We start from the raw sequence: 21,542 nt of genomic DNA on the forward strand, positions 1-21,542 counted from the left end.
CAGCGCCCCGAGCGATCGACGTCGCCTACTCGTCGTCCTCCACGCCGAAGAGTTGGGACAGCAGCTCGGCGCGGGAGGGGGGAGGTCGGTGCAGTGGCAGGGCTTCGTCGCGCTGGCGGCGGGCTAGCTCCTCCTTCCGGAAGTGTTCCCGCCATCGTGCCGGCGCGTCGGGGTCCTGCGCCTGGTGGCGGGTGAGTCGCTGCCGCACCCTCACTAGCACCGGGGTATTCACTGCCATGCCGGCCACGATGGCTTGCCCTTTGGAGAGGCCGGGCAGCTCATCCATGAGGGAGCGTCCCACCGTCTCGACGCTCTGGGCCACCCGGGCCTGGTCCACCTCGTTGCTGATACGAAGCAGCACCTGCGTCATGCATTGGGAGAGCACGTCCGGGTCGAGGCGGCCCGGGCGCTGGCTGATCAGGCACATGCCCACTCCGAACTTGCGGCCCTCGCTCAGAATGCGCTTCAGCTGCTCGCTGGTCACCAGATCGGCGGCGGCGGGAGCGAAGTTGTGGGCCTCCTCTAGGATGACGAAGGCGGGGTAAGGCAGGTAGGTGGGGTCTCCCGGCGCCGACAGGGCCTTCTCCGTGGCGAGGCGGGCCTTGTAGAGGCGGCGCAAGATGGTGGCCACCACTACCTGCTGCTCGCGCTCCGACACTTGGCTGAGCTGCAGCACGGTGCACTGGCCGGGGCGGAACAGGTCCTGCAGAGCCAGGTCCCGGTGATCGTCGAAAATGCGGCTCTCGCTCCGCCCCAGAACGTTCTCCAGTCGCCAGCTGAGAGCGGCAGCGGTTTGATGAGCGTTCGAGTCCACGTCTGCGGCTGCACCGCCGACGCCTTCAGGAGTGCTGGCAGCCTGATGAGCCCAGTTGGCCACCTCGTTCTTGAGATCGGTGAGGGTCCAGAGCCCTTTGGTGACTCTCTCGGCGTTCCGAAAGGCGACGCCCAGGACGTAGGATTGTTTGGCCGTGAGGTCGCGGCCGAGCAGATAGCGCAGATCGTCCAGCTCCAGGCTGCGGTAGGCCACCTTCACGTCGTCGGGCGAGAGGACGCGGACCTGAGGTCGGTACTCGGCCAGCCCATCCTGGGCATCGGCGTGGAACTCCTCCAGATTGCTCAATTCGGCCAGAGAGCCGTACTCACCGTGCGGGTCCACGATGAGGACACAGGCGCGGTTGGTAGGGCGGAGCAGCTCCTCCACCACGACGGCGGCTAGGTAGGACTTGCCGCTGCCGGTGCCGGCGATGATGGCCAGGTGGGTGGAGGTGAAGCGGCTGGCGTCGAGCACGATGGGCACTTCATCGGCTGGGCGGCTGAGTAGGCTGCCGATATAGGCGCCACCGGGCTCCCCTGGGCGCTTGCGGTTGAGGACCGACTGCAGCAGGTCGGCGGGGGCCCGGTAGATGGGGTGCCCCACGCGCGGCAGGCGGCGGGGGTTCATGAAGTCGCCCAGGGTCGGATCGAAGTAGCCGAGGACGCTGGCGGTGAGTTCGAACAGCTCATCGCCCTCCTCGGCGTAACCGATAAACCCGGCCAGTTCACCTGGCGCCACCAGCGGATGGGCCAGGAAAGCGTTGGGATAGTTGCGGGCCTCTCGGCGCTCGTCTATGCGGCAGATCACCCGCAACTCCCCCTCCCCCTCCGGCAGGGCGTAGTAGACGTACTCCCCCACTGGGAGCGAGTCGTCGCTGTCTGGGGTGATGAAGGTGAACTGATGGGGCCTATCGCCAGGCCCTTTGGCCAGTCCGACGCAGGCATCCATCTCCGGCATGGTCGCTCCTATGGGCTGGGTGGCGGGCAGCGGCTAGTGGATAACCCGGAGGAGAGCTCTGCCGCGCTGCTCACTGCCCACTCCCCATGCCCCACCATCCACTCATGCTAGGCTGAGAACGCGGAACTGCCACGACAAGTTCTGTCTCACTAGCCGCAGCCTGGTACTTGCGGGCCCGTCGGGAAACGCTTCCTCCAGAGTGGTGAGCAGGCGGAGGATGGTCTGAGTCATCACGGGCGTGGTGCGGGCCAGGGCAATCAGCAGAGGAAGGTACCCCAGGCGGACCTGATCGTCGGCATGGTGGAACTTCCGGACCTGCTCCGGAGACATCCTGAGCACCTCGCTATTGAGCAGGGGCGCTGTCTGGGGCGGGTCGTGGTGGCAGCCGCTGCTATCCACGTATCCGATGGCGATGATGCTCACCAGGGTCCGGGCCTCGTCCAGGTAATCAGGGCTGAACACTGTCGTCTCCTCTGGGGTGCTGAGACGAGGGCCATAGACGGCGTACTCGGGGTTGTGCAGCAGGGTGTCGCAGACGATGCCCACCAGGGAGCGATCGTCGCCCAGAGGCACCGTGACGTACGTCCCCAGCCCATAGTCGTCCGGCGCCGGTGGGTCGGGGACCTCGCCGCGCGTGTAGATCTGGCACCGGTACTGGAGGTGGGAGTAGGACGAGACGATCTTTCCCAGCCGCAACGCTAGCCTCCTCTTCGGCGCCTCTTGCTGATGGCTTTGGCGGTGGGCCCCGCGCGGAGGCCGGCATCCCAGCAGTACTGGGCGAACAGACGCGCGAGCCGGGCTCGATCTCCGCCCGTGAGCACAGCGGTGTCGTGAGCGGCCTCGATGGCGTAGGGGTACCCCAGACCTATGATACACTCCGCCCGGACCACGTCCAGTACCCGACTGAGCTCGGCTGCATGCTGCACCAGCCAGCGAGGGAACTCCAGCCGGGAGGGGCGGCCGTCGCGGGTGGCCCGGAGGTAGCAGAAGGCGATCTGGTCGGCCAGAGAAGTTCCATCGGAGCGGGCATACTGGTCCAGGTAAGCTCCCGGGCGGGCGCACACGTAGACGCAGCTGCGATCGCCCCAGCTTCTCAGAACCGGGCCTACGAACTGGGCATCGGCCACGCGCGGGGCGCGGGGAAGCGCGCCCACGGCGTGGAGCAGGTGGCCCAGGTCCCGGGCGGACGGGTCGGCGGTGTAGCCGATGAGGGGCACCCTCAGGCGTTCGGACTCCTCCAGCAAGGTGGAGATGCTGGCAATGTACGCCTCGCGGCGGCCGGTGCCATGCTCGCCGGCAAAGGGCAGCACCAGAGGGTCGTCCAAGAAGCAAACCGGACGGGGCTCGCGGTCGGCAAAGGCCCGCATGAGCTCCAGGCAGCGCCGCACTTCCAGTTGGAAGCGGAGAAGGTCCAGACGAACCGACTCCTGCCGGGCAGGACGGAGTTCCTCGCCCACGAGCAGCTCCAGGTACACGTCCTTCTGGTGGGGTTCGGACCCCAGGTGAGGATTGACGTACCAGCCCACCTGGGCAGCGGCCAGCGGAAGGTCCAAATCATCGGACAGCGAGACCTGGGACCCATCCACGGCGATGGTGAGCTGGCCGCTAAGGGCTGAGAGCGCCCATTCGCGGGCATCCCGGTGAGAGGCAAAGGATCGGCCGAATGGTATCGCCTGGCTTGTCACGGTGCCGTGCTCCGCGGTGAGGCGCGCTCCGGGCCACCGGTTGTCCCGGAGCCTTGTCTCCACTTCCACCGCAGTGAGCTGGCCCAAGGAGGCGAAGGCGCGCTGGGCATCCAGGGCATCGTGAGCGCGGGAGCGTTCGCTGCGGAGGAGAAGCTCCCTCTTGGCTTCCAGGGCCTGCACGGCTCGCGCGGGATCGAACACTAGCCTCGCTCCAGACGGCTGAGTCCGTTCTCCTTGCGCACTCGGATGACGTTCTCGGTCACGCTCTCTAGGGAATCGTCGTGGCTAATGATGAAGAGCTGGTCCAGATCGCGGATGCTGCGTATCTGCTCCGCCAGGCTGTGGCGTCGTTCCTCGTCCAGATTGACGGTGGGCTCGTCGAAGAAGGCGATCCTCACGTCCGATATTTCGCGAAGGAGTGCCAGGCGGACCGCCAGAGCAGCGGCCATCTGCTCCCCTCCCGAGAGCTGAGCGAATTCCCGCGTCTCGGCGGCGCGTCGCACGCTGATGCCATACTCGTCATCCCAGGCCAGGACGGAGGCATAGTCCCCCATGAGCTCAGCGTAGGTCGCCGAGGCGCTCTGGGATACCCGGGCCAGAACCAGCCGCGCGATCTCGGGGCCGGTCCGACGGATGGTCTCTCGCAGGAAGGAAAGGGTCTCCACGCCCTTGCTGTCCCGGTCGACCTGGCGCTGCAGGCTGTCCCGCTGCTCCTCCAGCTTCTCCAGTTCCCGTACCCGACGGTCCGCCTCTGCCAGGCGGCGCTCGAGCTCGGCGACCAGGGAAGTGGACTGAGCCAGTTCCACCTCCAGCTGGTGCTCGCGCGCTCTCGCCTCCTGATGCGCCTGCCGGTCATACGCCTGGCCCAGCCTCTCGGACGTAGCCTGGGCGCATTCGAGATCGTCCTGAGCGCGCCTCAACGCCTCGACCTGGCTCTGGTACTGGCGCAGCCGGGCCGGCAACTCCTCGGCCAGAGTGGAAACACGGCGGTAGGTGTCGAACGCTTCGCGGTGGCCGTCTCGGGCGGCGGCCGCCGCTGACAGGCACTCATCGAGGCTCCCGTGGCTGGCCAACTGGGCCCCAAGACGGGTGGCAGCCTCCATCGCCGCTGCGGCCTCAGCCTGGACCCGGGAATACGCCTGCTGCAGCTCTTCCTTCTCTGCCACGAGCGTCTCAGCGGACGTCAGACGGGCTCGGGGGTCGCCGAGCGATTTCAGATCCTCCGCTATGCGGGTGGCCTCAAGGTCCAGCTCGGACAGCAGCGCCAGTCTGGCGGCCAACTCCTCGGATTCCTGCCTGGTACGGACCTGCTCTTCTCTCTTGGCTCTAAGCTCGGCCTCCGCCCGCCGCAACTGGTCGGTCTGCTTCTGGGCTGTCTCCACCGTCTGTTGTTGAGCGCGCCGTTCCTGCCGCAGGCGATCAACCTCCCTGTGAAGCTGGGCCAGAGTCTTGTCCTCCTGTTGCAGCTGGGTCTCCAGCTGCTCAAGGAAGCCGGCCGCATCGTGCCGGTCGAAAGGGCGGAGACAGGCGGGGCAGGCTTTCGTCTCCCCACGCCGAACGGCCTCGGCTGCCCGGCGCTGCGTCTCCACCTTGGCTGCGAGGAGACTGGCCTCCGCTGACACCGCGGCGAATTGCGAGTTCAGCTCTTGCAGCCTAGCCTGAGCGGCCTGGAGCTGTTCCGGTGTGGCCGAGAGCGCCTGCTGACGATCAGCCAGAGCCTCGATCTGTCGGGCGATGTCGGCCAGCTTCTGCTCCACCCCGGCCAACCGGATGGCTACCTCCTCTCGCATCGCCAGGCGCAGCCGGATGTCCGTCAGTTGCGACTCTAGCTGAGTCTGCCGGGCTGCGGCTGGACGAAGGGCCTCGGCGGCGGTCTCCGCTCGGGCCACGCGCTCTAGCCTGTCGGTGAGAGCCCGGTGTTCGGCTTCCAAGCGAGCCACCGTCTTCTCAACAGCACTCAACTCCTCCCGGAGGCGGTCGCGCTGGGCGCGCTGCTGCTCCAGAAGGCGCACCTGGGCCTCGAGCTCTATGTACTGGTCGTGGCCGGCGCGGGCCTGTTCAGCCAGTTCGGCTGCTTCCTGGGCCTCCCGACGTCGCCGATCTGCCTCGTCGCGTCTCTGGACGGCCAGCTGGTAGGCGGCTCTGGCCGCAACCAGACGCTCGTGGGCTTCCCTTGCCGCTTGCTCCTGCTGATCCAGGCTTTCACGGGCCCTCCGCACGTCAGCCAACTCCAGCTCCAGCAAGGAGAGTTGCCGCCGTGCGTCTCCCAGTCTCTCCTGAACGGACACGAACTCATCGCGCGCGCCTCGAGAATCCCGGATCCGCTCCGAGAGGGCTTCCAGCTTACCGCGGGTAACAGAGACCCGATCCCGGCCCCAGGCTAGGGGGCGGGACAGGCGCTGAAAGGCCACCTCGAACTCCTGCAGGGCCAGCAACTCCTCGAAGCGAGCCTTCCGCGGGCCGGGTGAGAGTAGGAAGTCGCTGGTCAGCTGCCCCTGAGGGACTCCTACCACCCCTTCGAACAGGGACGAAGGTCGCACGCCGGCCTTGATCCCCAGGTGCTGGAGCAGCTCGGCCTGCACGTCCCTCACCCCCACGGCAACGGTCAGGCCGTGGGCATCGCCATGCATGCGCGCGGTGGAGGCGCCCTCCCGCCGCAGCTCCCGAATGACGGTGTAGGGCAGCTCGTCCAGCGAGGAGATGAAACGCACCTCGATGCGGCCGTGAGCGCAATCGTTCCGGATTAGCTGTTCCTGCTTCACCCGCTGGGAGCCGAAAAGGGCGAAGCCGATGGCTTCTATGAGGGTAGACTTGCCGGCGCCGTTAGGTCCGCAGATGGCGTTGGTGCCCGGGGCGAACTCGATTTCGCCCCGCTCGTAGGACTTGATGTTCTCGAGGTGGACCGCCAGGATCACTGTCTAGCTCGCACCTACTTCGTGGTCGGCTCGGACTCGATCAGCACCCGCTGGAACACAACCTCGTCGGCTGCTCCTTCCAGCGCCATCCGCTTGACGTCAGCCGCCAGGCTAGCCAGAGCCGACGCCCGGGACCGATAGCGGGAGTCCCGGGAGATGGCCTGGAGCAGAACCTCGTGCTCGAGGGCCGCTCGGGTCAGCCCAGTGCCCGGTGCTGTGGGGCCCTGCTGCGGTACGGCATGGTTCCTGACCAGAGCCTTGAGCGCGCCTGTGAGCTCCTCGATGGTGGCAGCGATCTGGCTGAGGTTCAGGGCGGAGGGGAGGAACCGGAGCGAGCCGTACAGGCTGAGGTCAACCAGAGGCGCGCGCCGACCAGCCACGGGCAGACGTCCCGCCGCGTCTCGAACGGCCTGCACCACCTGCTCTGGCGTAGAGAGGAGGCTGATGTCCAGGCCTAGGCGGAGGAACGGCCTCCGACAGGACCGGCGATGGACGGCGGTGTGGCGCCAGCGACCTGGTCCGTCGGGGGCGACTTCCACTGCATACCACCCGCCCGCCTCGTCGGCCTCGTCCGCTGCCACCGTCTCGAGAGACCCCGGGTTGAACACCGGCGGGTGCTCTGACGGCCGCTCGAACGGCTTGTGCCGGTGCCCGAGGGCCACGTAGTCTACCATCCCCGCAAGGGGGGCTAGGTGCTCGTGTCGGAGCGGCTCGGTGACGCCGGGAATGGTACCCTCGATGCCAGCGTGCAAGAGCAGTACAGTGTACTTCCTCTCCAGGCGGGATAGCGGCTCCACCAGCCGGCCCAGCACCCGGGGCAGGGAGGCGCCCAGGTAAGGCAGCCCGATCACCCGGGCATGCTCGTTCTCGAAGACGGGGCCGGAACCGTCTTCGCCAGGCTGCAGCAAGTGCTCCGCCGCCGGGTTCAGGTCCATGTGTCGCAAGTAGCCCAGGTGATGAAGGAGGCTCAGCCAGGTCTCGGTGCCGTCCCGCCACCCCAGGTCGTGGTTGCCGGCCACCGTGAGCACGGGGATGCCGGCCTGCCGCAGAGGCTCCAGCAACTCGATGGCCTGCCGGAGAGTCAGCGCATCTACCTGCCGGTGATGGAAGAAGTCTCCGGCTACCAGCACGAAGCTGGGCCCACACTCGATGGCCGAAAGGACAGCCCGGCCGAGAGCAAAGGCGAAGTCGCGTGCCCTCTCAGGCAGACCGTACTGCTGATACCCGAGATGAGGATCGGCCAGGTGCACGAAGCGGAACAAGCTACTAGTCCTAGACCAAGGTTACGGAGCCCAAACTAACACATCTGCTCGGTGGACTCAACCTGCCGGTCAGCGACCACCGGCCTCGGTGGTCGTGAGATGCTTATGGTGCCGAAAAGCGCCTGCTGGGTGACATGAGCGCGGCGGCGACGCACCAGCTCCAGAACCGCCAGGAAGGTGACGACGACCTCGCTGCGGCAGCAGGCTCGGTGGATCAGTTCCGAGAAGGTGACAGCTTTGCGGCGCCACAACAGCCGGAGAACCTGCCGGAGCTTCTGAGGCAGGGTCACAGCTAGCGGGCTCACTAACTCGTCTGCATCCCCGGCGGCTTCGTCTGCCCCGGCGAGGACGCGCCTGAGGGCAGCCAGCAAGCGCGCTGGCGGACAGGGCCGCAGAACGGGGACCCGGCGGCCGTCAGACAGGCCCGGCTCCCGGGTGTAGAGGAACATCCCCGCCTCGCGCCGCTCGGTCAGCCATTGCGCCGCCCATCGAAATCGGCGGTACTCCTCCAGGCGCCGCACCAGGTCCGCACTGAGGTCTTCCTCTTCCTTCGCCACATCGGGGGAGGCCGCGGGCAGCAGAGCCCGGGACTTTATCAGGAGGAGGCGCGCCGCTATCTCGATGAAGGCAGCCAGCTCCGCCGCATCCCGCTGTTCGAACGATCGTATGTGACCCAGGTACTGGTCAGCCACCGCCGCCAGGCTCACGGCGGTGATGGACAACTCCCGCTCCTCGATCAGGCGCAGAAGCAGTTCCACCGGGCCTTCGAAGACGGACAGCCGCACCCGGTACCCGTCGGCCTGAGGATCGGTGATGGCGGGGATCTCAAGCACCAAACTTGGCCAGCCTCCCAGCGTTCGCCATAGCCAGGGGCATGATATCCACGGCCGGGAACAGACCCAAGGCACCGTTCGCACATGCGTTCTCGGTGAACTCGACCACCTGATCTGCCCGGCAGACCTCACTGAACAGGATGGTGGGCACTGGATGCCAGGAGTGCCCCTTCAGCCGGGCCGGGGTGGAGTGATCGGCGGTCACGACTAGCACGTCCGGCCCAAGGGCCAGGATCCGCGGCAGGAAGGAATCGGCTTCCTCGATGACCGTGACCTTGGCGTCGAAGTCCCCGTCCTCGCCTCGGCTGTCGGTGTACTTCAGGTGCAGGTAGAAGAAGTCGAAGCGGTCCCAGTTGGCCTCTAGGGTAGCAATCTCATCCGCGAAAGTGGGGCCAGTTTGCAGGACCTCCATGCCCACCAACTTGGCGAGCCCCCGGTACATGGGGTAGCTAGCGATGGCAGCGGCCTTGAGGCCGTAGACGTCGGCCATCTTGGGCAAGGCCGGGTCCTGGGAGAAGCCGCGAAGAAGCAGGCTGTTGGCTGGATGGTGCGAAGCGAGGACCCGATACGCTTGCTCCAGCCATTGGCGAGCCAGGCGAGCGGTGGCTTCGGCTTCAGGCACCAGGGCCTGCAGCTCTAGGGGGGGCTTGCCCACTGCCTGGGGGTCAGTATCGGACAGGCGCGGGTCGAGGCCCGGCCCTCGCAAGACTAGCCCGAAGCGGTGTTCACGCACTGGCAGCACGAACACCTGGACCCCCGGCACCTCTATCTCCTGCAGCAGCCGGCACAGCTTGGCCCCCTGCTCAGTGGATATGCGGCCGGCGCGCCGGTCGGTGACCAGGCCAGCGTCGTCTACAGTACAGAAGTTGCCCCGGGCTGCCACGTCTTCGGCCTGGAGGGCGAAGTCTATCCCGAGCACTTCCATCACGCCGCGTCCGATCTCGCAGGCCACCGGATCGTAACCGAAGAGCGCCAGGTGCGAGGGGCCGCTGCCCGGCGTGATCCCGGGCGCGACGGGAACGCTGAGGCCGCAAAGCCCTCGGCGGGCCAGCGCGTCGAGGTTGGGGGTGGAGGCCGTCTCGAGCTCTGTCTTGCCTCCGGGAGTGAGCGGGAGTCCGCCCAAGCCGTCCATGACCCAGAGGACGATCTTAGTGTCCGCAGGGGTATGGAGCTGTCGCATCAGTTCGCGGTGATCCATCCGGGGTACTCCTGTCTCGCGGGTTGACTCTCGGGCAACTGTAGCCCGGTCGCTCAGGGCGGCACAAGGGGGACGGGCCGCGGGCCCATCCCCCTCGCTGTGGTCGAACTGGCTCCGCGGTTAGCGGACGGCCGCCTCTGTCTGGGGGTCGAAGATGTGCATGTGGTCCATGTTGAAGACGAGGTCCATCTCGTCCCCTGGCTCCACGCGAGTGCGCGGGTCCACCCGAGCGATGAACTGCTTGCTGCCGGTCATGCAGTAGAGGTAGATCTCCGCGCCCATCAACTCGACCACGTCGATCTTGGCGCGCACCCTGGCCTCACGGACTCCGGGCGGGACGAACTGCTCGGAGTGGCAGTCCTCGGGGCGCAGGCCGAAGATCACTTCGCGGTTGCTGTAGGGAGCATAGACCTCTTTGCGAGCTGGGGGCACCTGCACTCGGAAGGTGCCACCGTCCACGTACAGCTCTCCGTCTTCCTGCACCATGGTGGCGGGGAAGAAGTTCATGGCCGGGCTGCCGATGAACCCGGCCACGAAGGTGTTGGACGGGTAGTCGTAGAGGCGCTGAGGAGTGTCCAACTGCTGCAGAATGCCATCGCGGAGCACGGCGATGCGCGTGCCCATGGTCATGGCCTCGGTCTGGTCGTGCGTCACATAGATGAAGGTCGCCTCCAGACGCTGGTGCAGCCGGGTGAGCTCGGTGCGCGTCTGCACACGGAGCTTGGCGTCCAGGTTAGAGAGAGGCTCGTCCATGAGGAACACCAGCGGGTCACGCACGATGGCGCGGCCCACGGCCACGCGCTGACGCTGGCCGCCGGAGAGCTGCTTCGGCTTGCGGTCGAGGAGCTCCTGGATCCCCAAGATGGCGGCCGACTCGCGGACGCGGCGGTCGATCTCGGCCTTGGGGGTCTTGCGCAGCTTGAGCCCGAAGGCCATGTTGTCGTACACGCTCATGTGCGGATAGAGAGCGTAGCTCTGGAAGACCATGGCGATGTCCCGGTCCTTGGGGGGGACATCGTTGACCAGGCGGTCTCCGATGTAGATGTTGCCCTCGTCTGCCTCCTCCAGGCCGGCCAGGAGCCGCAGAGACGTGGTCTTGCCGCAACCGGAAGGGCCCACGAAGACCAGGAACTCCTTGTCGTCAATGTGGATGTTGAGGTCGTTCACTGCCACTACATCGCCGAACCGCTTGGTGACGTGCTCGTAGGTTACGCTGGCCATGTTCACTCCTGTGGTTCGTCGCCCGCGGGGCGACGTGATGTAGACCGGCTAGATCCGATGGGCGACAGGACGACAGAACTGTTCGGTCGTCGGACCGCCAAGTCCGACGGGCGCAGAGGCCAATACCGCTCATCCTTCGCCAGGGTTGTCTAGTTCGGCCTGCACCTCCCATCGGCGCAAGAGCGCCGACACAGAGAGCAAAGCCAGAGGGCACCTGTGGTGGGTAATGGACGACGCCCGAGATGCCTCTGACCAAGGCGGGTGAACACACCCCCAGTTTACCGCATCTCCTCTGAATTTGCCACCCCTGGAAGAGCTCGGGATCGGGGGACGAGTGTGTTCAGCCGACAGTCGCGCGCCGGTGCTGCCGGGGTGAGGGGCAACCTCGCCATCGCCAAGCCGGCGGCGACCCTACGTCGGTCGGCCTCGCCCCCGGCCGTTGGCACATCACTGCTGCGGAGGCGGGGCGCCGGAATCGTACCCGGTGGAATCCGGGACGGCCAGCCAGTCGAACTCAGCCACGCTTCGTGCGGCCTGGGGGAAGTAGGTCGAGCTCCTTGCGCTGCCCGAGCGGGTCGAGAGGGCGGCGACCTCCGTGAGAGGAAGCCCCTGGCCCCTGTGAGTGGGGATGAACCGCACGGGGCCGGGCGCTCCGGTCAGTCGGGCCTCGAATGTATCCGCCTCGGGATGACCGATGCCATTGGCCTCGGAGACGCCTCCCGCGGTACCGATGACGGCGTATCCGAGCATCGTGCTTAGGTGCACCCCCGCGGGCCACCAGGTAAGGAGGTCGCCGCCCAGTTGCCATTGTGCCGTCCCGAGCTTCAGGTGGCTGTTATGGGCGAAGGCCAGCACCCTCGCCTGGGGTGGGTCGAGCGCCGCGTCAGGGTTCTCCTAGGCGGAGTCCTGGCCTCGGAGCTTGACAGGATGCGAAGGATCAGCGCTGTACCGGCGCATCCACTTCACTAGCTCTCGATTGGCCCGAAGCCGGCCGAGGCCATAGCTGAATCCTGCCTCTTGGACGTCCTCATATGAACCCGGGCCGCGACCGGCTACGTAATCGTCCACCGGCCGGGTCCGGGGGAAGCTGCTCTCGATGGCGATGGCGCTATAGCCGTGGGCCTCGACCAGCCGCTGGAAGAGGCGGTGGCGGAGGGCAAGGATGTCCGCCCCGCCGTGGAGCGCTTCGCCGAGGCCGAGCGGCTCCACCGAATCATCGAGGGAGCCGATGAGCCGGTCGACGGCGGCGTCGAACGTCCGGGGCGAATCGAGGGAGAATGGCATGGCTTCGCGGGCAATCCAGTCGTCTAGGGTTGGGTGCAACCGAGGCACTCAGGAGTGCCTCGGTTGCCCTGTGTATGCAGCCGGTCGCGACGGCTGCCAAGGCACGGGAATCAGCTTAGACGAGGAGAGGCGCTTGGGCGGACACGGTCACGGGGTACGACCGCTGCCACAGCATCAGTGTCGGAGCCAGCCAGCGACAAGAGAGCCCACCAGCCGGCTCGAGAGGTCTTGGCTGGGGGACCAGGATTCGAACCTGGGCTAGACGATCCAGAGTCGCCTGTCCTACCGCTAGACGATCCCCCAGAGACAGATTACAGTATATCGGTTTGGGGCCCGTACGGCAACTGAGGCCCCCATCGCCTGCCCCGGCGACATCAGACAGGCCTGGCTTTCCAGGCGTGGTGGCCATGAGAGATCTGCCGGAAGAGAGCCGTCTCGAACGCCTAGTCCGCACACTTCCCATAGACACACGGGCGCTCGGCGCAGTGCGAAGGCCGCACTTCCTTCAGTTGCTGGCCCAGCAGTTCGCCGCCCTGGCGGCGACGTTCGCCATCAGCTTCGCTTCTCTGGCCAAGGTGGTGGAGCTGACCGGCTCGGGGGTACAGGCCGCCTTCACCATCCTCTCGGTGGTAGTCCCCGGTCTGCTGTTCGGCCTTCTGGGCGGGGTGACGGTGGACCGCGTCAGTCGGCGCACCATGCTCATTGTCACCAACCTGCTACGAGGGTTGCTAGCTGTGGCGGCCCCGCTGTACCTGGACCTGGCTCCGCCCGAGGTGCTGGTGCCGGTCATCCTATCAGTGAACTTCCTGCTGTCGGCGGTGGGGCAATTCAACTTCCCGGCCGAAGCGGCGCTGATCCCTTACCTGGTCAGCTCCGAGGAGCTCCTGGCGGCCAACTCGCTGTTCAACATTAGCTACCTAGCGGCAATCGGCTTTGGCAGCGTGGTGTGGGGGCCGCTGTCGGTCCGCTTCCTAGGGGTGGAATGGTCGTACTTCGGGTCCGGGTTGTTCTTCCTGATCAGTCTGCTTCCGCTGTCCCGTCTGCCTAAGGACCCTGCGCCCCGAGAGCGGGTTCTGCGGCGCAGCCGCTACGCTCGCCTGCGGCACGTGATGGCGGTGGTGGCGGACGTCAGGGAGGGCGTGGTCTTCGCTCTGACCAGCCCCTCCGTGGGCGTGGCTATCTTGGCCCTGGCTAGTCAGACAGCGCTGGCCCTGGCGATGGTCGCCGTTTTCCCGGTAGTGATGGCAACTGAGTTCGGGATCCCGATATACAACCAGCCCCTGTTGGCCCTGCCTGCCATCTCGGGAGCTGGCTTGGGGTTCCTGGTTCTGGTATCGCCTTTCGGGAACCGCCAACCGCGCACTCGTCTGGTAGTGGGAGGCAATGCCCTCATCGCCCTGGGCCTGACCGGTATGACCATCTCGCTGAGCCTGCTCGAGTGGGGGATCCGCGGTGTCCTCGCCTCGTTTCCTCTTGTCGGGATCGGGTTCGTCCTCGCCTACATCTCGGGCAAGAGCGTACTGCAGGAGGAGCCTCCCGACTACCTGCGTGGCCGGGTGATCAGCCTGCAGCTCACTCTGAACAACGTCGTATCGCTGGTGCCGACGGTGCTGGCCGGGTGGGGGCTGGACGTCCTCGGCCCGACGGCGGTGTTCGTCGCAGCTACCGTCTCCTTCGCGCTCCTGACCGTCCTGGCGTGGCTGCTGGTCCGCGCCGGTTCGGCTCAGTACCGTTGACTTGCGCATCGCGTGTATAATGGCGGGACTTTGGGCTACACCGACGCAAGGAGAGAGGCGGCATGGTCAGCAAGGAGCTCTTGGACATCCTGGTCTGCCCCTACTGCAAGACCAAGGTCGAGCTACGTGAGGACAGGTGGCTGCTGTGCCAGAATCCGGACTGCCGCCGCAAGTACCCCATCAAGGACGACATCCCGGTGATGCTCGTCGAGGAAGGCGACAAGTGGAAGGACACCGCCCCCGAAGACCTGCCGGACCCCGCTACCTTGCGCTTCTAGGGCTAGTTCTGGCGCTGGCCCTCCTGGCCGGCGGCACAGCCTCCGCTCAGCGAGGCGCCTGGGCCAGCTTCTCTGCCCGGGAGCCGGAGGTGCAGTTCGGTCGCGCTATCATCTTCCGGTTGCAGGCCGAGCCCGAGCGTGAGGTCGAGCGGGTGTGGCTGGTCTATCGGCTACAGGGGGAACGGGCTCGCAACCGGGCGTCGGCTGAGTTCTCTTGGGGGGACGTTCTGGAGGCGGAGTGGGCGTGGGAGCTCGAGTCAGGCATGATGGCCCCGGGCTCGACGATCTACTACCGATGGGAGCTGGAGGATGCGGCGGGCGAACGGCTTAGCAGCCCCGAGGGCAGCTTCCAGTACAGCGACTCGCGCTTCCGCTGGGAGGCGATCAACGAGGGTGACCTGGCGGTGTATTTCTACCAGGACCGGTCGCTGGCGGAGCGGGTGCTGCGGGCGGGTATGGAGGCCGTGGAGCGAATTGCCGACGGAACCGGCATGACCCCCGCGAGGCCCGTCCGCATCTACATCTACGCCTCGCGGCGCGACATGGCCGCCGCCATCCCATCGCGCAGTGAGGCGTTCGACACCCGCACGGTGACGCTTGGGATGTCCATGGGCGCCGATGCTCTGGTGCTTCTGGGCACTGATTCTGGCCTTCTCCAGACCACTGCGCACGAGCTCTCGCATGCCATCATCCACCAGCGGACAGACAGCCCCTTTGCCCGCCTACCGCGATGGTTGGATGAAGGGTTGGCCATGTATGCCGAGGGCGAGCTGCCCCGAGACAACGCGCGAGCTCTGGAGCGCGCCATCAGGGAGGGAAACCTGTTGTCCTTGCGCTCCATGACGTCGTACCCTGGCGATGCTCGGCTGGTGGACCTCTTCTACGGCCAGGCGTACAGCATAGTGGCCTACATGATCGAGCAGCACGACGCGGCGAAGATGAAGGAGCTGCTGGCGCTCTTGGCCGAGGGGGTTCCGGTGAACGAGGCGCTGCAGGAAGCCTACGGGTACGGGTTGGCTGACCTGGAGGCAGGATGGATGGAGCACTTGGGCCTGCAACGCCAGCCCGCCGCCTCCACCTCGGGGACCATCGGACGGCTGCCTGGGACGTTGCTTGAGCTCCTGGCCGGAGTTGCGTCGCCCCCAGCTGCCTGAAGCTACTCGGGCGCCGGTACCCGGTAGACGTCGAAGTCTCGGGCGACGGCCACCTGGGGGAAGATGGCTTGGGCCTCCGCCAGGACATCGCTATCCGAGTGTCGTCGGGAGATGTGGGTGAGTATCAGGCTGCCGACATCGGCGTTGCGGGCCAGGGTAGCAGCCTCAGCGGCGGTGATGTGACCGAATCTTCGGGCGAGATCGCGCTCGGACTCCAGGTAGGTAGCCTCGATGACCAGGGTGGTTGCCCCGCGAACGTGATCTAGCAGGTCTCCTGTGTTCCCTGCGTCTCCCACGAACGCCAGCCGGGCGCCCGGCTTCGGCGGGCCGAGCACGTCTTCGGGTCGCACCAGCCTGCCTGATGCGAGCCTGACTGGCTCGCCGCGGACCAGCATAGCGCGCTCAGGGCCCGGAGGTACCCCCAGTGCCTCGGCCCTGTCCACCAGGAAGGGCCGCCGCTCTCGCTCCTCGAAGCAGTAGCCGAAGCAGCCGGGCCCCCGGTGCTGCACCGGGAAGGCCGTAATGGTCAGTTCGTCGTACTCCAGGACGACTCCCGGCCTTACCGGGTGGTACTGTATCGGATATGGAGGCTCTCCGGTGCCGAACACCACCTCCATGAGGGCGCGTACGCGCTCCAGAGCCCAGTGGCCCCCGTAGATGTCTACCTGGTCTATCGCCTCCCAGCGGGCAAAGGTGGAGATGAGCCCTCCCAGGCCCAGTATGTGATCTAGGTGTCCGTGAGTCAGTAGGATGGTGTTGAGGCGCTTGAACCCCAGTCCGCTTCGGAGGAGCTGGCGTTGGGTGCCTTCCCCGCAGTCCATCAAGAACCGCCGGTCGCGGTGAAGGACCATGGCCGAGGAGAGCCCACGTTTCACAGAGGGAGCTGAGGCCGACGTGCCAAGGAAGACGAGCTCTATCATGCGCCGAAGCGTCCAAGAGTGAATTGGTGCCGGCACGGCCGGCACCCGGACACCTTACGGGCGGGGGACGTCACTGTCAAGAACGCGCCACCCGGAGGCAGGGGTGGGGATACCCATTGACCCGTCCTCGGCTGCTGGCCATACTGGACGAGGACATGGGGAGGTGCAGAGATGGCCGAAGTGTTGGTGGCGTACTACAGCCGGAGCGGGAACACTCAGGCCATGGCCGAGCTCATCGCCGAAGGAGCCCGGTCGGCCGGAGCGACAGCGGTTGTCAAGAGCGTCGAGGCGGTCTCGATGGAGGACTTGCTTTCCGCCGACGGCATCGCCGTCGGGTCGCCCACCTACTACGGGACTATGGCGGCGCCGGTGAAGCAGCTGCTCGACGAGTCAGTCGAGATACATGGGCAGCTGGAGGGTAAGGCTGGAGCGGCTTTCTCCTCGGCCGGGGGGCCGGGCGGGGGGCAACAGACCACCATCATGGATATCGTGGCCGCTTTGCTCATCCACGGCATGGTGGTACAGGGCGACCCGCAGGGAGACCACTACGGCCCGGTGGCCACCGGGAAGCCGGATGCCCGGGCAGCAGAGCAGTGTCGCAGGGCCGGGCGACGGCTAGCCGCGCTCGCTCAGCGGCTTCACCCCTGAGAGTTTGATAGAGACTGGCAGTTCGTCCAGCGCCTCCAGCAGGGAGACGATGGTCTCGAACGTGGCGGCGAGAGCCTCCCGCTGTACCTTGTCCGGTGTGTCTTCGCGGGTGTGCCAGTACGGCAGGTCGCCTCGCTCGTCCAAGCCCACCAGGGCCACGGATCGATATCCGCGTCTGATGGCTGTGCCGGCCTCGGTGTAGCCTCCTCGGAGGGCGACGCGGCGGAGCCCCAAGTGGGGCCTGTTGCGCTCCAGCCGCTCGAGGAGGCGGAGCAAGTCTCCGTTGGATCGGTAGCTGCCCAGGATGCCTTCGCGCGAGGTATAGGCGGGCGGGCAAATGCCGACGCCCTCCAGGGCCACGGCGTAAGCCTGGAGGAGTTGGTCGCCTTGGGAGCTGAGGAAAGCGGCGGCGCCGTGGCACCCGGTCTCCTCGGCCCCGGTAAAGACGAACCAGAGCCTGGTGTGCCGAAGGGGATGACTTCGGAAATGTCTGGCCACCTCGAGGCTTACTCCCACGGCCGAGGCGTTGTCGTTGGCCCCGATCGAGTAGGGCGTCAACTCGGCGTGGACCATGGCCACGACGGCGACCGTGGCCAAGACCAGTGCCGGCGCGCCCGCCCACTGGGGGAGAGTGACCTCGGCGAACCAAGAGACCACGAATGCGATCAGGGTGAGGAGCAGCACCGCCAGGGTCAGGTAGAGGAAGATGAAGAAGATCCGAAGCGCCGTGTGGGAGCGGAAGAACAAGGGCGTGCGCTGGCTGTCCAGGTGGGCGAAGAGCACCGCATTGCGGCCGGTGCCCTCGGTGGGCTGGACGCTGGCTACCACGTTCTGCGACTGGGACCGCAGCACCAGGCCGCTCAGGGGAGACCACCCGAAGTTCAGCTTGGCGTACACCTCCCACAGCCCGAAGCCCAGCCCCAGAGCGCCCAGGTAGGCGCCCACCAGCGACTGACGCAACAGCATCCAAAGCCCTACCCCGACTAGAGCGACCGCGGCAGCGAGGGCGAAAGGCATCCACTCAGAGCGGGGCGCAGTAAACTCCTGCCACATGGCGTCGGTCAGCCCGGCGGTTGTCAGCTTCTTGTGGACATAGCGCGCAGCTGCCCGCTCCCCCTCCGAACCCACTGGCCGGGGACCGATCTCGCCGGCGATGTGGTGGATGTGACCGAGGGCGGCTTCGGCTGCCTGCAGAGTCAGATCGGGTTGAACTTCAGTCATGCTGCCCTCCTGAGCATAGCCGGACCCGTTGACGATCGCTCCGGTACTCGTAGCGTCGGCCGGCTACCTGCAGAAGGATGCGGAAGCCCGGCGTTATGACTGCAGCGTACACCTTGCCGGGCTCAGGGCACCCCAGGCTGGCGTCCGGCCATTCAACCGGATGCACCTCGAGCACCTCCACTTGGCTCTCCGGTACCCCAAGGCGACGGGCGAGATCGGCCCGAGCGCGCCAAGCCAGGCTACGGCCAGCGGTGCGATCGTCCTGCATGGATGCGCCTCAGCGAGACAGAGTGCTGGGTCATCTAGGAGGTGACACCCCCAGACGCCGAAGTGCTTCCTCGGGTGTGAGACCATGGACAGTGATTTGCTTGGTCCGCGAGCGATGGCCACCGGTCAGAGCAATGGCCCTCTTGGGCAGCGACAGCTGACTAGCCAGCAAGGCGATCAGGGCCTCGTTGGCGGCTCCCTCGACTGGTGCCGCCCTGAGCCGCACCATTAGCGTCCCATCACGGAAGCCGCTGATGTCGTCCCGACCGGAGCGAGGCGTGACTCGCACGCTCAACCGGAACCAAGGCTCGGGCGGCACGGCCCTACAACAGGCCCAGCAGCATGGTAACGATGATGCGTTGCACCAGTCGGAGCACCAGCAGCGCCACTATGGGCGTGATGTCAATCATGCCGATGGGAGGGATCACGCGCCGGAAAGGTTCCAGCACCGGCTCAGTGATCTGATAGAGTATCTGCATGAACGGGTTGTACGGGTCCACCCGGAACCACGACAGAATGATCCTCACCAAGATGGCGAGCTGGAGGATCTGGAAGAAGAGGTTGACGAAATTGATGAGGAAGGAGATCATCTGTTGCTCCCCAGCTCACGAGCGCGTTGTAGAGCCGCGCGCACGGCTTCGGCGAAGGCAGCCCGGACTGCCCCTCTCTCCAGGGCCTGGAGCCCAGCGGCGGTGGTGCCTCCCGGCGAAGTGACGCTCTCCCGGACGAGCGCTGGGTGTGCTCCCGGCGCCGTCAGCAACGCTGCCGTTCCGGCGAAAGTCTGGAACACCAGGTGCTGGGCCAGAGCTCGGGTGAGGCCGATGCCGACCGCCGCCTCGATCATGGCCTCAGCTACGAGGCACAGATAGGCGGGGCCGGAACCACTGACAGCGGTGGCAAGGTCCAGCACCGACTCCTCATCCACCTCCACGGCGTGACCGATGGCGCCCAGCACTGTCCGCACCAGATCTCGCTGAGCCGGAGTCACAGCCGGCGTGGCACACCATACGGTCACGCTCCCGAACACCCGCGCTGCAGCGTTGGGCATGGCGCGCACCACTTCCGGGTGATCCAGATCGGCGGCCACCCGCTCGAGGGTCAGGCCAGCCATGATGGATAGCACTGGCACCCCTCGGGGGATGCGACCCTGCAGCTCCTCGGCAACGTGGGGGAAGACCTGGGGCTTGATGGCCAGGAGCACCAGCGCGGCTCCCTCGACGGCTTCGGCCGCCCGGGCTACCGTCCGCACTCCCAGGCGAGCCCGCAGCGCCGCCTGCTTCTCGGCCTCTGGCTCGGCAACGACCACCCCCATCGGGTCAGCCACCCCGCGGCCGAGGAGCGCCTCACAAATGGCGCCGCCCATGACGCCGCCTCCCACGACCAGAAGGTGCCCGTTGCCGAAGACGGCCCCGGTGGGCGGGCTCACGCGGACCTCGGGCCGAATAGGGCACGGCCAATGCGCAAGATGGTTGCTCCTTCCAGAATGCCGGCCTCGAAGTCATCGGTCATCCCCATGGAAAGCTGACGCCAATCCTGATGGGGGAACTGCTCCCTCAGCCGATCGCGCATGAGCCGCAAGCGTCGGAAGTAGGGACGCGCCTCGTCTGGATGTTCCACCGGAGGAGCCATGGTCATAAGGCCTGTGATCCGCAAGGCCGGCAGCTCCAGCATCCCCTCCAGGTCCCGCAGGAAGGAGGGAGCAAAGGCGCCGTCCTCCGCCGGCGCCGGGTAACCGTACTTGCTCTCCTCTCCCCCGACGTTGATCTCGACGAGGCATTCCATCTCAGGGCCCTGCTCCTCTGCCAGGCGGGAGAGGCGTTGAGCCAGGCGAAGCGAATCCAGAGAGTGAACGAGATGATACCGGCCCACCACCAGCTTGGCCTTGCGGCTCTGGACGTGGCCGATCATGTGCCAGCGGGGGGAAGGAAGCCCCAACGCCTCAGCTTGGGTCCAGACTTCCTCGATCTTCGGTTGAGCCTCCTCGGGCCGGTTCTCGCCGCAGTGGACGATGCCGGCCGCCAAGGCTGCCAGGACTTCGGCAGGCGTGCGGGTCTTGGAGGCCGCCACTATGGTGATCTCGTCGGGAGACCGGCCTGCCTGTTGGCAGGCGTGGTTCACCCTGAGCATGACGCTGCCCACGCGCGCGGCGATCTCTGGAAGGCATGGGATGGACAAGCGCACTAGGCTACCCCGGCATAGACGGCGAACCTTCCGGTACGGCCAGCATCGCCGCGATGGCTGAAGAACAAGTCCCGTCTGCAGGCGGTACACAGGTTGCTCCGCACCACCCGCACTCCCCTACCCTCGAGGAGGGCGGCATTCAGGCCGGGGAGGTCCAGGTACAGGCGGCCCCGCCGAGTCTCCAGACTGGCCTCGCCTGCGGGTCCCAGTCGCCTGGCCAGGGCGGCCACGTCCTCCCCTACCTCGTAACAGCAGGGTGAGATGGCGGGCCCCAAGTATGCGGTGGTGGACTGGGGGCGGGCACCGCACCGTCGCATTACCTCCCACGCGCGGAGGGCGATGCCGCCCACAGTGCCCCGCCAGCCGGCGTGGACCAGCGACACCACTGGCACGGTGGGGTCCGTCAGTATGATTGGCAGGCAATCTGCAAATGTCATCGATAGAACAACACCGGGGCACTTGGTGACAAGCGCGTCCGCCTGTATGGGTTCCGGCGGCCCGGCGGCATCCACTACGGCGACCTCATTGCCGCCCATCTGGTGGCATACCACCTGCCGGTAGTTGTGTGTCTGCATGGCCGCGGCCGACCTTCGCCGATTCTCGGACACGGAAGCGGGATCGTCCCCGACGCTTAGGCTGACGTTGAGGGAATCATATGGCGGCTGACTCACACCGCCTAGACGGGTGAAGACGCCGTGTACGAACGGGCTGCGGTCCTCAAGCTCGGCGAAGCCCAGCAACGGAGGGTTCGGCCCGGACCGCAACACGAGATGACCCCGGGGCAGTGCCAACATGGCCGTGAGTCTAGCATAGGCCGGAAAGGGCTAGCAAGGGATCTGTGCTGGTGATTACCCACAACTGCCCCCGAGCTCTGGGAAAGGATGTTTGGCAGCGAAGCGGAGTGTGGATGAGGTGATAAGGACAGCCCTTATGCCTGCCAGGAGGAGGTAGGGGCCGTCGCAGTCCGA

20 protein-coding genes, 1 tRNA gene and 1 pseudogene are annotated in these 21,542 nt (G+C 66.4%); 4 read left to right on the top strand and 18 right to left on the bottom strand.

Annotated elements, in window-relative coordinates:
- Positions 1-25 precede the first annotated feature (25 nt).
- The 10 genes and pseudogenes from HPY83_04600 to HPY83_04645 form a co-directional block, all read right to left on the bottom strand.
- Positions 26-1,771: an ATP-binding protein gene (locus tag HPY83_04600; protein ID NPV07230.1), complete on the bottom strand. Its 1,746-nt coding sequence runs from the start codon at positions 1,769-1,771 to the stop codon at positions 26-28.
- 102 nt (positions 1,772-1,873) lie between these two features.
- Positions 1,874-2,467: a hypothetical protein gene (locus tag HPY83_04605; GenBank protein NPV07231.1), complete on the bottom strand. Its 594-nt coding sequence runs from the start codon at positions 2,465-2,467 to the stop codon at positions 1,874-1,876.
- 2 nt (positions 2,468-2,469) lie between these two features.
- Positions 2,470-3,657: a DNA double-strand break repair nuclease NurA gene (locus HPY83_04610; protein ID NPV07232.1), complete on the bottom strand. Its 1,188-nt coding sequence runs from the start codon at positions 3,655-3,657 to the stop codon at positions 2,470-2,472.
- A complete protein-coding gene (locus HPY83_04615) occupies positions 3,657-6,371 on the bottom strand; it encodes an SMC family ATPase (protein NPV07233.1) in 2,715 nt (904 codons plus the stop codon). The genes HPY83_04610 and HPY83_04615 overlap by 1 nt, the downstream gene beginning before the upstream one ends.
- Before the next feature lie 14 nt (positions 6,372-6,385).
- Positions 6,386-7,633: an exonuclease SbcCD subunit D gene (locus HPY83_04620; GenBank protein NPV07234.1), complete on the bottom strand. Its 1,248-nt coding sequence runs from the start codon at positions 7,631-7,633 to the stop codon at positions 6,386-6,388.
- 35 nt (positions 7,634-7,668) lie between these two features.
- Positions 7,669-8,469 (bottom strand): segregation/condensation protein A, encoded by an 801-nt coding sequence (locus tag HPY83_04625; protein NPV07235.1) that lies wholly within the window; start codon positions 8,467-8,469, stop codon positions 7,669-7,671.
- Positions 8,459-9,664 (bottom strand): 2,3-bisphosphoglycerate-independent phosphoglycerate mutase, encoded by a 1,206-nt coding sequence (locus HPY83_04630; GenBank protein ID NPV07236.1) that lies wholly within the window; start codon positions 9,662-9,664, stop codon positions 8,459-8,461. The genes HPY83_04625 and HPY83_04630 overlap by 11 nt, the downstream gene beginning before the upstream one ends.
- A gap of 120 nt (positions 9,665-9,784) precedes the next feature.
- Entirely contained in the window at positions 9,785-10,885 is a 1,101-nt protein-coding gene (locus tag HPY83_04635) for an ABC transporter ATP-binding protein (protein NPV07237.1), read from the bottom strand.
- 447 nt (positions 10,886-11,332) lie between these two features.
- A pseudogene (locus HPY83_04640) lies at positions 11,333-12,169 on the bottom strand (erythromycin esterase family protein).
- Positions 12,170-12,398: 229 nt separating this feature from the next.
- Positions 12,399-12,472 (bottom strand) — tRNA-Gln (locus HPY83_04645).
- Positions 12,473-12,576: 104 nt separating this feature from the next.
- Here HPY83_04645 and HPY83_04650 point away from each other — a divergent pair.
- The 3 genes from HPY83_04650 (at position 12,577) to HPY83_04660 (ending at position 15,337) form a co-directional block, all read left to right on the top strand.
- Complete coding sequence (locus tag HPY83_04650) at positions 12,577-13,905, top strand: MFS transporter (GenBank protein ID NPV07238.1); 1,329 nt, start codon at positions 12,577-12,579, stop codon at positions 13,903-13,905.
- A gap of 62 nt (positions 13,906-13,967) precedes the next feature.
- Positions 13,968-14,183 (top strand): Trm112 family protein, encoded by a 216-nt coding sequence (locus tag HPY83_04655; protein ID NPV07239.1) that lies wholly within the window; start codon positions 13,968-13,970, stop codon positions 14,181-14,183.
- A gap of 89 nt (positions 14,184-14,272) precedes the next feature.
- Positions 14,273-15,337: a hypothetical protein gene (locus HPY83_04660; GenBank protein ID NPV07240.1), complete on the top strand. Its 1,065-nt coding sequence runs from the start codon at positions 14,273-14,275 to the stop codon at positions 15,335-15,337.
- A 2-nt stretch (positions 15,338-15,339) separates the two neighbouring features.
- Here HPY83_04660 and HPY83_04665 read toward each other — a convergent pair whose 3' ends face one another.
- A complete protein-coding gene (locus tag HPY83_04665) occupies positions 15,340-16,257 on the bottom strand; it encodes a ribonuclease Z (GenBank protein ID NPV07241.1) in 918 nt (305 codons plus the stop codon).
- A gap of 171 nt (positions 16,258-16,428) precedes the next feature.
- Here HPY83_04665 and HPY83_04670 point away from each other — a divergent pair, with 171 nt between their 5' ends.
- Positions 16,429-16,905, top strand: coding sequence for a flavodoxin family protein (locus HPY83_04670; protein ID NPV07242.1), 477 nt, complete (start codon positions 16,429-16,431; stop codon positions 16,903-16,905).
- Here the strand turns inward: HPY83_04670 and HPY83_04675 are convergent.
- Genes HPY83_04675 through pgeF form a run of 7 tightly spaced genes read right to left on the bottom strand, consistent with a single transcriptional unit; the run spans position 16,873 to position 21,341 of the window.
- Positions 16,873-18,126 (bottom strand): M28 family peptidase, encoded by a 1,254-nt coding sequence (locus HPY83_04675; GenBank protein ID NPV07243.1) that lies wholly within the window; start codon positions 18,124-18,126, stop codon positions 16,873-16,875. The two genes, HPY83_04670 and HPY83_04675, sit on opposite strands and share 33 nt — an antisense overlap.
- Positions 18,119-18,394 carry a hypothetical protein gene (locus tag HPY83_04680; protein ID NPV07244.1) on the bottom strand — a complete coding sequence of 92 codons (276 nt, stop codon included), beginning with the start codon at positions 18,392-18,394 and terminating at the stop codon, positions 18,119-18,121. Before HPY83_04680 ends, HPY83_04675 begins: the two co-directional genes overlap by 8 nt.
- Before the next feature lie 30 nt (positions 18,395-18,424).
- The gene (locus HPY83_04685) at positions 18,425-18,712 is read right to left on the bottom strand and encodes a DUF167 domain-containing protein (protein NPV07245.1); all 288 of its coding nucleotides are present in this window, start codon (positions 18,710-18,712) and stop codon (positions 18,425-18,427) included.
- A gap of 4 nt (positions 18,713-18,716) precedes the next feature.
- Positions 18,717-18,980 (bottom strand): YggT family protein, encoded by a 264-nt coding sequence (locus HPY83_04690; GenBank protein NPV07246.1) that lies wholly within the window; start codon positions 18,978-18,980, stop codon positions 18,717-18,719.
- Positions 18,980-19,819: a pyrroline-5-carboxylate reductase gene (gene proC, locus HPY83_04695; protein ID NPV07247.1), complete on the bottom strand. Its 840-nt coding sequence runs from the start codon at positions 19,817-19,819 to the stop codon at positions 18,980-18,982. Before proC ends, HPY83_04690 begins: the two co-directional genes overlap by 1 nt.
- Positions 19,816-20,520, bottom strand: coding sequence for a YggS family pyridoxal phosphate-dependent enzyme (locus HPY83_04700; GenBank protein ID NPV07248.1), 705 nt, complete (start codon positions 20,518-20,520; stop codon positions 19,816-19,818). The genes proC and HPY83_04700 overlap by 4 nt, the downstream gene beginning before the upstream one ends.
- Before the next feature lie 53 nt (positions 20,521-20,573).
- Entirely contained in the window at positions 20,574-21,341 is a 768-nt protein-coding gene (pgeF, locus tag HPY83_04705) for a peptidoglycan editing factor PgeF (GenBank protein NPV07249.1), read from the bottom strand.
- Between the last annotated feature and the right edge of the window lie 201 nt (positions 21,342-21,542).

This window comes from Anaerolineae bacterium (assembly GCA_013178015.1).
Taxonomy (GTDB): Bacteria; Chloroflexota; Anaerolineae; order DRVO01; family DRVO01; genus Ch71.

Bases quoted from the DNA above. Each gene is read 5' to 3' on its own strand.
- HPY83_04680 (NPV07244.1), bottom strand. From the start codon at position 18,394: ATGCAGGACGATCGCACCGCTGGCCGTAGCCTGGCTTGGCGCGCTCGG.
- HPY83_04655 (NPV07239.1), top strand. From the start codon at position 13,968: ATGGTCAGCAAGGAGCTCTTGGACATCCTGGTCTGCCCCTACTGCAAG.
- HPY83_04700 (NPV07248.1), bottom strand. From the start codon at position 20,520: ATGCTCAGGGTGAACCACGCCTGCCAACAGGCAGGCCGGTCTCCCGAC.
- HPY83_04600 (NPV07230.1), bottom strand. From the start codon at position 1,771: ATGCCGGAGATGGATGCCTGCGTCGGACTGGCCAAAGGGCCTGGCGAT.
- HPY83_04670 (NPV07242.1), top strand. From the start codon at position 16,429: ATGGCCGAAGTGTTGGTGGCGTACTACAGCCGGAGCGGGAACACTCAG.
- HPY83_04675 (NPV07243.1), bottom strand. From the start codon at position 18,126: ATGACTGAAGTTCAACCCGATCTGACTCTGCAGGCAGCCGAAGCCGCC.
- HPY83_04665 (NPV07241.1), bottom strand. From the start codon at position 16,257: ATGATAGAGCTCGTCTTCCTTGGCACGTCGGCCTCAGCTCCCTCTGTG.
- HPY83_04650 (NPV07238.1), top strand. From the start codon at position 12,577: ATGAGAGATCTGCCGGAAGAGAGCCGTCTCGAACGCCTAGTCCGCACA.
- HPY83_04635 (NPV07237.1), bottom strand. From the start codon at position 10,885: ATGGCCAGCGTAACCTACGAGCACGTCACCAAGCGGTTCGGCGATGTA.
- HPY83_04630 (NPV07236.1), bottom strand. From the start codon at position 9,664: ATGGATCACCGCGAACTGATGCGACAGCTCCATACCCCTGCGGACACT.